Below are 12702 nucleotides of genomic sequence, written 5' to 3'. Positions count from 1 at the left end.
TCTAACTTCTAACTTCTAACTTTTACCTAAATTTGCACACTCAATTATTGGATGAAAATGATAGACAAGATAAAAGAATATATTGGCGAAGCACAAGCTTTTTCAACACAAAACAAAGAAGAACTAGAAGCATTTAGAATCAAATTTCTGGGAAGCAAAGGACTTTTGAAAGATTTTTTCGCCGAATTCAAAAACGTACCAAACGACCAAAAAAAGGAATTCGGACAAGTAATCAATTTGCTGAAATCTTCTGCAGAAGAAAAAGTAAAATCCATTCAGGAATCTTTAGAAAGTAAAGAAGAAAGCAAAGGAGTTTATGGTGATTTAACACGTTCAGCAGAGCCAGTAATCATTGGCTCACGTCATCCAATATCATTGGTCAAAAACCAAATTATCGACATCTTTTCCAATGTTGGTTTCAACGTTTCCGAAGGACCGGAAATTGAGGACGATTGGCATAATTTCACCGCATTGAACTTGCCGGAATACCATCCGGCGCGTGATATGCAGGATACCTTTTTCATTCAAACCAATCCCGATATTTTGTTGCGTACCCACACTTCATCCGTGCAAGTGCGTTATATGGAAAATAACAAACCGCCAATTAGAACGATTTCTCCAGGAAGAGTTTTCCGTAATGAAGCCGTTTCATCGCGTTCGCATTGTATTTTTCACCAAGTGGAAGGATTATATATTGACAAAGACGTTTCTTTTGCCGATTTGAAGCAAACACTTTTATATTTCACCAAAGAAATGTTTGGGAAATCAAAAATCCGTCTTCGTCCTTCTTATTTTCCATTCACAGAACCAAGTGCCGAAATTGACATTTACTGGGGTTTGAAAACCGAAACCGACTATAGAATCACCAAAGGAACCGGTTGGCTGGAAATTGGTGGTTGCGGAATGGTCGATCCAAATGTTTTGAAAAATTGTAACATTAACCCAGAGGAATACACCGGTTTTGCTTTTGGAATGGGAATCGAAAGAATTGCCATGTTGTTGTATCAAATTGGTGACATCCGTATGTTCTACGAAAATGACGTTCGTTTTTTAGAGCAATTCAGAGCAAGTATATAAATAATTCAACTTTGTCAAAGTTTAGAACTTTGACAAAGATTTTTAAAAATGAAAAAAGACATCATCATTCCCGAAGTGGAAAACGTTTTCCTTGCCGCAGTCCAAGAATGGAGCGACGATTTTATGGAAAAAGTTTGGTACATTTATTTAGTAAACGACAGCGATTTTCAGTTGGATAGTGTAATGATTGTTTCTAAAGCTTTTGGAACTATCAATGGCGAAATGAAAAAAACCTCACTTTTGCGTCACGCTTTTATGGAAGTTCCATCGGTTACTTTTGTAAAAGTAGAAATGGTTGAAAAAAGTGTTTTGGCACTCAACAATGAGTTTATGGTTACGTTCTTTATAGGTAACACCTTATACGACAGAAAATATATTTTTAGAGCCAATTCCATCACACCAGATTATGTAGAGGAAGTGCCGCTTTTGTTTGTGGATGGGGTCATTGTAAGGTAAAAAGAAAAGAAAAAAGAGAATAGAATAAAGAAGATTAGTCTTTATTCTATTCTCTTTTTTCTTTATTCTGAAAATTTAATCCAACTTCTCCGTTAGTCTTTCAAAAACCTTTTTCGCAGATTTTCCTTCGTACAAAATGCTGTAAACGGCATCTATAATTGGTGTTTTAGCCCCATAATTTAGATTAAGGTTGTAAGCACTTTTTGTTGCGTAATACCCTTCGGCAACCATACTCATTTCCATCATGGCAGATTTTACGGTATAGCCTTTTCCAATCATATTTCCGAACATTCTGTTTCTGGAAAACACAGAATATCCCGTTACCAATAAATCCCCCAAATAAGCTGAATCATTGATGTTTCGTTTCATTTTGTGTACTTTTCGGATGAATTTTTTCATCTCTCGGATGCCGTTACTCATCAAAACCGATTGGAAATTATCGCCATAACCCAATCCGTGAGCAATTCCTGCTGCAATGGCATAAATATTCTTGAGCATAGCGGCATATTCTGTACCAATGATATCGTCCGAGATTTTGGTTTTAATATAATTGCTAGACAAGCTTTTGGCTACTATTTTGGCTTTTTCGGCATCACCACAAGCTATAGTTAGATACGACAAACGTTCCAAAGCTACTTCTTCGGCGTGGCAAGGGCCAGTAATTACGCCAATATTTTCAAAAGGAATATGGTAAGTGCTATTGAAATGTTCACCAACAATCAAGCTGGTTTCAGGAACGATTCCTTTGATAGCAGAAAAAATCACTTTATTATCTAGGCTTTCGGTCAATTTTTGAAGTTCATCACCTAAAAAAGCCGAAGGAATAGCAAAAATAATATAATCGGCATAAGCCACCGCTTCGTTGATGTCGCTAGTTAGTTGTATTTTTTTAATGTCAAATTCAACAGAGCTTAAGTAATTTGGATTATGATGATGGATTTTTATATGTTCGATGGCATCTTCGTTTCGCATATACCATGTGATTTCTTTTAGATTTACACAAAGCATTTTGGCAATAGCGGTTGCCCAACTTCCGCCTCCAATTACTGCAAATTTTAGATTTTTGGTCATTATTTTATAAATTTTAAAGCCAAAAGTACTTAAAATTACACTAATAAAGCAATAAATACCGTGCAGAAATAGATTTTTAAAAGCCTTAAAAAACTACTTTAAAAAAATAATTAAAAATATTTTATTTTCATACAATATATTTATTGTTACATCGTTGTAACTATCTGTTAATTGGTTTTTTATAAATATTTAGTAGATTGAATTAGTTAGTTTTGTTTTAGTATTTTTGAAAGAGGCGTGCTTGAAAGTAATTTTGGGGACGCCTTTTTTAATGGATTTATGTCAAAATAAAAAACACGGATTTCATTGATTTAAAATCTAAAAGATTAAAATCTTGAAATCCGTGTTAAATAATAATTTGAAGGAGTGGTTTTTAATAACTCATTTCTACAATGACTCTCACTTTTTCGGGAGTGATATTTTGTTTTTCGCCCATAGCAAACCAACCTCTTTCTTCAAAACGTGTGGCAATAAAATCAGCCGTTTTTTCGAAATCTTTCGTGCAATCTGATAATTTTGTTGGCATTCCCATAGTTTCAAAAAAAGCAACGGTTTTGTTGATGGCTTCGTTAGCAATTTCATCGTCAGTTCCCGTTAAATTGAAAATACGTTTTCCGTATTGTGCTAATTTTCCTTTTTTGGTTTCGAACATCACTCTATATAAATTAGGAGCAATAATCGCTAAAGTTCTAGCGTGATCAATTTCGTAAAGAGCCGTTAATTCGTGTCCAATCATGTGTGTTGCCCAATCGTTTGGAACTCCTTTTTGAATTAATCCGTTCAAAGCCATTGTGGCGCACCACATAAAGTTTGAAGCCAATTTATAATCCGATGGATTTTCAACTACTTTTGGTCCAATTTCGATTAAGGTTTGCAAAATACCTTCTGAAAAACGGTCTTGCAATAAAGCATCGTGTGGGTAGGTTAAATACTGCTCCATCACGTGTGTAAAAGCATCTACGATTCCGTTCTCAATTTGTCTTTTAGGTAGAGATTGAACCACCGTTGGATCACAAATAGAGAATTTCGGAAACATAGCACTACCGCCAAAAGCTAATTTTTCTTGCGTAGCATCAATAGTTACTACCGATCCCGAATTCATTTCGCTTCCCGTTGCAGGTAAGGTTAAAACGGTTCCAAAAGGCATGGCGTTTTCTTTGATCAACAATCTTTTTTGTAAAATATCGATTGGATTTCCATCAAAATGTACGGCAGCCGAAACGAATTTTACACCATCAATCACACTTCCGCCACCAACAGCCAATATAAAATCGATGTTTTGTTCTCGGATAACTTCTACCGCTTTCATCAAAGTTTCAAAACGAGGATTGGGTTCGATTCCGCCAAATTCTACAATTTCAAAATCAGTTAATGCTTTCTTTACTTGGTCGTAAACGCCGTTTTTAAAGATACTTCCACCGCCATAAGCCAATAAAATTTTTGCATTTTTTGGCGTTAAAGTCGCCAATTTTTCTATTTGTCCTTTTCCAAAAACATAATTGGTAGGATTGTATAATTCGAAGTTAAGCATAATCTATTTGTTTAATTGTTCTAATAATTTTTCGGCAACCAGTTTAGACGATGCTGGATTTTGTCCTGTGATTAACAAACCATCTTCTACAGCAAAAGGATGCCAATCTTCTACTTTGCTGTATGTTGCGCCGTTTTTTTGTAATACATCTTCCAGTAAAAATGGAACAATATTCGTTAAACCAACCGCTTCTTCTTCTGAATTAGCAAAGCCAGTCACTTTTTTTCCTTTTACCAAAAATTCGCCATTAATTTTCACGTTTTTGAGTACTCCAGGTGCGTGACAAACAAAACCAACAGGTTTGTTGTGCGTGTAAAAAGCAACAATCAAATCGGCAGATGTTTTATCTTCGGCTAAATCCCAAAGCGGCCCGTGACCACCAGGATAAAAAACAGCATCGTAATCGGCTTCATTCACTTCAGATAATTTTTTAGTGTTTTTAAGTTTTTCTAATAACACTTTATCGGTATCAAATCTTTTGGTGTCTTCCGTTGCTGCTGATGGATCTTCACTTTTAGGATCAATTGGAGGTTGTCCGCCAAGTGGCGTGGCAATGTCTATTTGAATTCCTTTGTCAACCAAAGCATAATAAGGAGCTGCTAATTCTTCTGTCCAAAAACCTGTTTTTTTTCCTGTGTTTCCCAATTTATCGTGACTGGTAACCACAAATAATACTTTTTTCATGTCTTTTTTCTTTTTGTTTTGTGCCGTTAGTATTAGGCTAGTTGCAATGAATGTTACAATAAGTAGTGCTACAATTTTTTTCATGATTTGTTTTATTTCTACAAATTTAAGGCGAATCTGCTATCAGTAAAAATAATTTAAATTATGTTTGTGATAAATATATTTATATCATGGTAAATCTCGAATGGTACCGTACCTTTAAATCGGTTTACAAAAACGGAAATTTCTCTTTGGCTGCCAAAGAATTATTTATTAGCCAGCCTGCGGTAAGTCAGCAAATATCAATGTTAGAAGCGCATGTGGGTTATACACTTTTCAATAGGAAATCGAAAGGAGTGGAGCCAACAGAATACGCCAAGTTACTCAATAATTTAATCATTGAAGCTTTAGACCGACTGGAAAATGTGGAAAATGGTTTTCGAGCCAAAGCTTTCAACGCCAATAGATTAATTTCGGTCGGGATTTCCAAACATTTGATGTCTAGTTTAGGAAGTGTATTGCTTTCGATGTACGACTTTATCGATTTTTCGTTCTATACCAACGATCAGCTTTTTGAATTGGTCAATTCTAAAAAACTCGATTTTGCTATTATGACGAAAAAGTACGACACCTTTGATACAATTCAAAAAAAAGTAGGCGAAATAAAGCAGGTTATAATTGGTTCCAATACAATTGATGCCAAAGAGTTCAAGACAAGTCTAAAAAACAACGATTTGACAACAACCGAAAATTGGTTAAACAACCAAAAATGGTTCAGTCACGATTCTGGAATTCCGCATATTAAATTGTTTTGGTTGCATGTTTTTAATAAAAAAAGACCCTCAATGGTTCCTAATTATATTATTCCATCAGAATATGAAATGTTAAATTTGCTGTCTAAAAACACAGGAGTTGCAGTAGTTTGGAATTGTAATGCAAGGAATTTTATCACCGAAAAAAAAGTTCAACTATTGTGGGATTCCAAGGAAATGCCAGCTACCGAAGTTTTTTTATTGTCAGGAAAAAAAGAAAATATCACCGAAATTTTTCAAAATATTGAATCGGAGTTGAAAAAAGCGTTGGATTAACTAAATTATTCTGATTTATTTCAACTAATCTTTAAATTGTAAAACTATTTTTATATTTGTGTAAATCATAGGTATTTATAATAATTAAATGCATTTAGTTTAAATAGATAATTGCAATTTGATATCAATCAATTAATATTCCAACCAAGGTAATCGAGCTATAATAACCACACAATGATAAAGCCATTTCCATTCCATTTCGATTTAAGAAATCATTTCAAAAAGCAAGCTAAAACTTGGTCTTGGTTTTCTGAAGAAAAAGTAAAAGAAGAACTGCAAGAAGCGTATAAAACCGATTTATTAAAAAATGCCTATAGATTAGATCCGGAAACTGAACCAAAAGTGTATGATATTTTAGGCATCGCAAAAGATAAATTAGGCATCATTATTCCGATTACGATTTATCAATCACAAACCATTGATACTAATAATGCAGGAGTAGTTTTCTTTGAAAATGAAGCGCATATTATTTTATCAGGAACGATTTTGAAATTGCTAAACGATGACGAATTATTGGTTTTATTTGCTCATGAATTGTCGCACATTTTATTATTCAATTTAGAAAATGGTGATTTCGAAATAACAAACAGAATTATCAATACAATTGCCAGTGATAACAGAAGCGAATTGTTTTATTACGAAACGGCAAGATTATATCAATTATACACGGAACTATTTTGTGATTTAGGAGCATTGAAAGTGAGTGGAAGTTTAGAAACTACTATCAATACTTTGGTTAAATTAAATACCGGTTTAGAAAAAGTTTCAACAGAAAGTTACTTAAAACAAGCCAATGAAATTTTAGAAAGAATCAATGAAGGTTCCGAAGGAGAAACGCATCCGGAAAATTTCATTCGTGCCAAATCTTTGCAAATTTTTGAAACGGATAATACTAATTTCTATTCAAGAATAGAAAAAATTATTTCGGGCAAAACGGATTTACATCAATTAAACTTGTTTACTAAAACATTGGTTTTTGACATCACAAAAGAGTTAATCTCGATTATTATAAAACCAAAATGGACTCAATCTGAATATTGCACCACACTCTACAAACAATATTTTTCAAGTGCTGATAAAAACAACAATGCCTTTATTGACGATGCTTTTAAATTAAAAATCGAAAACAGTAAGAAAAATCTAAAAGACTATTATGCCTACATCATGCTTGATTTTGCACTTTGCGATCCCGATTTGAAAGAAGGTTTTATAGGTCATATTCTTGATATTTCTGAACAATTAGGTTTGGAAGAGAATATGAAAACGATTTTGAAAAAAGAGCTGAATCTTACTGAAAAAACATATAAATCATTCTGTCAAAATTGCACGACTACATTAAATAGCATTTTAGAATCTGACAAAGAAAATACATATTAAGATGATTATACCAATAAAGGAATCGGCTTTTTATCAATTTATTACCGAAAATTTTCAGAAAGGAACTTTTGCCAACGACGATATTATTGCTATAATGATGCCGTTGTTGAAGACAGTTTCGGGAATTCATAATCAAGGAAAAGTAGCCTCTTTACAAGATATTTCAACTATTTATATCGAAAATCAACATTTTCATATAACGGATAATGCGTTCGAAATAAGACAAAATACAAAAGCGATTGCCCCATTTTTTAAAAGTAAAAGTTCTGTATTTGAAATTACAGGAGAACATCACAATATTGTTGAAATTGGCGATGATATAAATAGTGAATATGAAGATAAAAGTGTTTCTGATAATGATGCAGACAGTGTAAAAAAGCCTGTTTATGTAAAAGATTACAGTTGTTTTGAACTCGAATTTGACCATCATGATCCATTAACAGATATTTTTATTTTGGGAATGATTTTGGCGAGTATTGCTTTGCAATTTGATTTTACAGATATTGATGATGTGAAGCGTTTTGTGGAATATCGCAAAAAAATGTATTTTTTGAATAGCAATATGAATCCTGCTATTGCCAATATTATTCTCGGAATGACCGAATTGAATCGGGAAAATCGTTGGAAAGATTTAAATGAAATCACCGAAAAACTTAAAAATTATAGAGATTATAATCCGGAAACGGAATATGATTTATCAAGTTTAGTGGTTACTAAAACACAAAATAGGAATCAATTTATTCACGAAAAACTCCGCAATCGCCTTTTTGACAATAGTAAACGTAATCGTCTTTTGTATTTTCAGCCGAATTTGAAATTCCTGAATCTTACGATTTCATCGGTTCCGCAGGTTTTGAATTATGAGAATATAGATCCTAATTCTATTTTTTATTGGAATCCCGAAATTTCTAAAAAAATCAGCAACAACAGCACAATTTCACTCAATAAATATTTGGAAATTGGAGACAATCCATACATCATTCCTACGTTAGATAAAATCCGTTTAGAGGCAAATAAAGACATTAACGAATATGGTTTTAGCCAATTAAAATTAGCATTATGTAATTTGAATTGGTTCAATACCAAAGAAAATAGTTCCGAAAAAATAGTTTCACCTTTGCTTTTAGTTTCGGTAGCCTTGACCAAGAAAAAAGGCGTGAAAGACCAATATTCATTGGAATTTTTAGATTCTGAAGTGGAGATAAATCCAGTTTTAGCGAATATGCTAAAGGAGTTATACGACATTCGTTTGCCGGAACGGATTCAACTTTCTGAAACTAAAATAGAGGATATTTATGAATTATTGAAACTACAAGTAGAGAAAAATAATTCCGGAATTGTCCTTGATTACAGCAACAAGCCTAAAATTAAACTCATTCATTCACAGGCAAAACAAATCCTGACCCAGTTTAATAAGCGTTCTAAAAAGAGAGAAGTCATTCAGGATCAAAGAAATTTAAATTATTCTTACCAGCAGGAAAATTTTCAACCGTATGGTTTAGAACTTTTCAGAAATTACGTTTTTACACAAGCTTCGTCTTTAGAATATTTGATAAACAGTGATATTAAAAGCAATCCACAGTTTTTTAATCCAAATAAAACCATAGAACGAGAATTTTATCATCTTGATGAAGGAGAAACCAATCCTTTTCGTTGGGAATTTGATACTTGTAATTTGGTTTTAGGCAATTTTAATTATAAAAAAATGTCATTGGTTCGGGATTACAATCAAGTTATTGAAAATGATGTCGAAAGCAATGTTTTTAAAAATTTGTTCAATTCATTGGCAAAAAAAGACTTTAAAAATGAGTTAGAATCTAGCAATAGTTTTACCAAGACTTTCAATGTTGTTGCGAGCGATCCTACACAAAATAATGCAGTAAAATATTCGGAAACTGGAGAAAGCTATATTATTCAGGGGCCTCCAGGAACAGGAAAATCGCAAACTATTGCCAATTTGATTGCCAATTACGTCGCTAATGGCAAAAAAGTACTCTTTGTTTGTGAGAAACGTGCCGCCTTGGATGTGGTTTTCTATCGATTAAAAAACCAGGGATTAGATGACTTGTGTAGTTTAATTCACGATTCACAAGCCGACAAAAAGGAGTTTATTTTTGATTTGAAAAAGACTTTTTACGACTTCACAGCATCAAAAAACAGTTTTCAGTCTATAGAAAATAATCGCAATAATTTGGTTCAGAAAATTGATGATGAAATTCAGAAAGTTTCCGGTTTTCATGATTTTATGAACGCCAAAATTGATTCAGAAAGCAATCTCACCATCAAATCGCTTTTTGATGCTTTGATTTCCGATTCACACAAAGCTTTATTAGATAGTTTGAATATTCTTGATGAAAAAGCAGGATTGCAGGATTGGGTAAATTATCAGGAATCTTTTGAGAAATTATTTGCTATCAATGAAGAAACCAATCAATCGGAATTTTTTTCTGTGCATCCTTTCCGCTTTTTGCAAATAGATGCTTTTACCAGATATGAAAACCTGACTGATCTGAAAAATGAAATAGAAGACAGCAAAGAAACACTCGAAAATATCTCTGAAAGGTTAGATTTTGTTTCACTTCCGACCAATGTGGACACCTTTTTTACAATTCAGGACTTTTTACGAAAATCAGAGGATACTTTTCCATTTTTTGACAAGAATGTTTCCGATTTATTGTTTCCCGATACAACTCTTTATCATTCATTGGAAAATGACATACTGACTTTATTAGAATTGCAAAAAGATATTGAGAAGTTAGCCAAACAGTTTCCATATTGGACCAAAAAAATATCTGAAACGGATGCAAAAATGGCTTTGGAAGTTATTGGTAAAAACGAGAAGAGCTTTTTTAATTTCTTTAATTCTAATTATAAAAAAATAAAAAGTGAAATTTTAGCAGTTTATAAAATTAATAAACATACTGTAAAACCAAGCCTTACAAGCATATTAGAAAATCAACACGCTCAATTTGAATTAGAAGAAAAATACAATAATTCGAAAATCAATTTTGAAAAGAAATACCACCTAGGAGATTTATTTGAATTAAAGAATAAAACAGAAATTCTTAAAAGCGAATTAGATTCCAGTATTTTAAATTTTGTTAAAAACTTAAATGAATCGGATCGTAAAGAAGTTTCGGAAATTGAAAAGCTGTTTTCCAAAGTAGATTATTTATTATCAAAAAGTATTGAAAACTATGAGGATTTAAGTTTATCCGAAATTGAAAATGGGCTTATTCAAATTAACAGTAAAAAAGCCTTTTTTAATCTATATGCTTCATTCTTTGAGGAAATTCAGGATTTGAATCCGTCTATTTTTCAATTATTGAAAACTAAAAAAATTCCGCTGAAGCATTTGAAAATTACTTTGGCCGAAAAATCATTAGAGAAATATTATGCGACACATTATTTGCATAAGAGATACAACATGGATTTGTTGCATACCTCGATTCAGAAAGTCAAAAAAATGCATGTAGACTTATTAGAACTGAATGGGAAATATATCATAGCCAAACAAATTAGCAACCTCAAAAGCTTGATTTTAACTTCTGAAATGTCAGTTGCGGGAATGACAGCGGAACAGAAAGAAAGAAAAAAATCAATAACAGAAGGCAGAAAAATTCTGGAAAATGAATTTAGTAAAAGCATCCGATTCAAATCTATTCGCGAATTGGCTTCTTCAGATTCGGGTCAGATTATTCGTGAAATAAAACCGGTTTGGCTGATGAGCCCTTTGAGTGTTTCGGATACTTTGCCGGTTGATGAAAATTACTTTGATGTTGTGATTTTTGATGAAGCGAGTCAAATTACGCTCGAAGAAGGACTTGTTCCTATCTACAGAGCAAAACAAACCATAATTGTGGGAGACGAAATGCAGATGCCTCCAAGTAATTTCTTTGGAAGTTCTTCAGGCAATCAGGACGATTTATGGGCAGATGCAACGGCAGAGGACAATGATTCTTTTTCATTAGATGCCGATAGTTTCCTGACACAAGGCGCACGTAAATTTCCGTCGATTATGTTGGGTTGGCATTATCGAAGCAAGCATGAAGCTTTAATTGGTTTCTCGAATGCTTCTTTTTATGACAGTAAATTATTGACAATTCCTGATTTGAAAGATCACAACAAAATAGCAAAACCCATAATTGTAACAGATGTCCAGGATGCCAAAGCCAATTTGGATCATTTATTTTCAAAGCCAATATCCTATCATTATATTGAAAAAGGAGTATATAATGCGAGGTCGAATGTAAAAGAAGCGCAATATATCGCTAATATGGTTCGTGAAATTTTAACTCAAAATAAGGAGCAAAGCATTGGAATAGTAGCTTTTTCGATGGAACAGCAAAACGAAATCGAAACAGCAATTGAAGCGATTTGTATTGAAGATAAAGTTTTTGAAAATCTAATTGAAGAAGAATACAAACGTATTGAAAACAATCAATTTGTTGGGCTTTTTATAAAAAACTTGGAGAATGTGCAAGGAGACGAACGTGATATAATCATTATGAGTACTTGTTACGGTTATAATCCGAATGGAAAAATGTTGATGAATTTTGGTCCAATTAACAAACGAGGCGGAGAAAAAAGATTGAATGTAATTTTCTCCAGAGCAAAGAAAAGTATGTGTGTGGTGAGTTCTATAAAATATTTTGATATTAAAAATGAATACAATGAAGGGGCAAATTATTTTAGAAAATACCTTCAGTATGCAGAATTAATTAGTTTGGGAGAATTGGAATCGGCGAATAATGTTTTGAATTCCATCAACAGTAAAAACAGCATTCAGGAATCAAGTCAAATTACAGATCAAATACAAACCGAAATCGAAAAAATGGGATATTTTGCTACACGAAATATTGGTCAAAGTAAGTTCAAATGTCATTTAGGAATTAAAAAATCGGCAGACGATGAGGAATTTGTTTTAGGAATTATGATTGATGATGATTTGCATTATTCGAACAATGATATTTTGGAACAATATCTTTTGAGACCAGAAATTTTAAAAACAAACGGTTGGACTATTTGTCAAATTTATTCGAAGGATTGGATAGAGAACAAACCAAGAGTTCTTAAAATGATTGGTGCTTCATTGAATAAAGAACTGTTTTTTGATGAAGTTGAATTTGAAAACAGTGCTGTTGAAATAGAAAATGAAGACATTATCGAAGAACAAATTCAACCTGAAACTGCTGAAAACACTGATTTTGAAAGATATATTAATACATCCAACGGAAGTAATAAGTTTTGGGAAATTGTTATAGAAAACCAAAATGTCATTGTCCAATACGGTAGGATTGGTACCAAAGGACAGCGAATGGTAAAAGCATTTGAAAGCGAAAATGATGCTATAAAAGAAAAACGAAAACTAATTGCACAGAAACTGTCGAAGGAATATTTTAAGGAATAAAATTCACAAAGTAAAAAAGGCTAAATGTT

8 protein-coding genes are annotated in these 12702 nt (G+C 32.7%); 5 read left to right on the top strand and 3 right to left on the bottom strand.

Going from position 1 to position 12702, the window contains the following annotated elements; genetic code table 11:
- Positions 1 to 57 precede the first annotated feature (57 nt).
- Together pheS and OZP15_RS02195 are read left to right on the top strand one after the other, a co-directional pair.
- Positions 58 to 1077 carry a phenylalanine--tRNA ligase subunit alpha gene (pheS, locus tag OZP15_RS02200; protein WP_269226871.1) on the top strand — a complete coding sequence of 340 codons (1020 nt, stop codon included), beginning with the start codon at positions 58 to 60 and terminating at the stop codon, positions 1075 to 1077.
- 48 nt (positions 1078 to 1125) lie between these two features.
- Positions 1126 to 1533, top strand: a complete 408-nt coding sequence (locus tag OZP15_RS02195) for a hypothetical protein (protein ID WP_269226870.1) — start codon at positions 1126 to 1128, stop codon at positions 1531 to 1533.
- 75 nt (positions 1534 to 1608) lie between these two features.
- On the opposite strand, the gene OZP15_RS02190 is transcribed toward OZP15_RS02195, so the two are convergent.
- The 3 genes from OZP15_RS02190 to OZP15_RS02180 all read right to left on the bottom strand — a co-directional run bounded on the left by OZP15_RS02190 (position 1609) and on the right by OZP15_RS02180 (position 4903).
- A complete protein-coding gene (locus OZP15_RS02190; RefSeq protein ID WP_281336885.1) occupies positions 1609 to 2604 on the bottom strand; it encodes an NAD(P)H-dependent glycerol-3-phosphate dehydrogenase in 996 nt (331 codons plus the stop codon).
- 373 nt (positions 2605 to 2977) lie between these two features.
- Positions 2978 to 4135, bottom strand: coding sequence for an iron-containing alcohol dehydrogenase (locus OZP15_RS02185; RefSeq protein ID WP_281336884.1), 1158 nt, complete (start codon positions 4133 to 4135; stop codon positions 2978 to 2980).
- 3 nt (positions 4136 to 4138) lie between these two features.
- Complete coding sequence (locus OZP15_RS02180) at positions 4139 to 4903, bottom strand: type 1 glutamine amidotransferase domain-containing protein (protein WP_281336883.1); 765 nt, start codon at positions 4901 to 4903, stop codon at positions 4139 to 4141.
- A gap of 86 nt (positions 4904 to 4989) precedes the next feature.
- Between OZP15_RS02180 and OZP15_RS02175 the strand changes: the two genes are divergently transcribed.
- From OZP15_RS02175 to OZP15_RS02165, 3 genes are all read left to right on the top strand, one after another.
- Complete coding sequence (locus OZP15_RS02175; RefSeq protein ID WP_281336882.1) at positions 4990 to 5886, top strand: LysR family transcriptional regulator; 897 nt, start codon at positions 4990 to 4992, stop codon at positions 5884 to 5886.
- A gap of 174 nt (positions 5887 to 6060) precedes the next feature.
- Positions 6061 to 7263 (top strand): M48 family metalloprotease, encoded by a 1203-nt coding sequence (locus tag OZP15_RS02170; protein ID WP_269226867.1) that lies wholly within the window; start codon positions 6061 to 6063, stop codon positions 7261 to 7263.
- 1 nt (position 7264) lies between these two features.
- A complete protein-coding gene (locus tag OZP15_RS02165; RefSeq protein ID WP_281336881.1) occupies positions 7265 to 12673 on the top strand; it encodes an AAA domain-containing protein in 5409 nt (1802 codons plus the stop codon).
- Positions 12674 to 12702: the final 29 nt, after the last annotated feature.

Source organism: Flavobacterium eburneipallidum, from assembly GCF_027111355.2.
GTDB lineage: Bacteria > Bacteroidota > Bacteroidia > Flavobacteriales > Flavobacteriaceae > Flavobacterium > Flavobacterium eburneipallidum.
The sequence above is the reverse complement of the archived record's forward strand: the minus strand, read 5'-3'. Positions and strand labels throughout refer to the sequence as shown.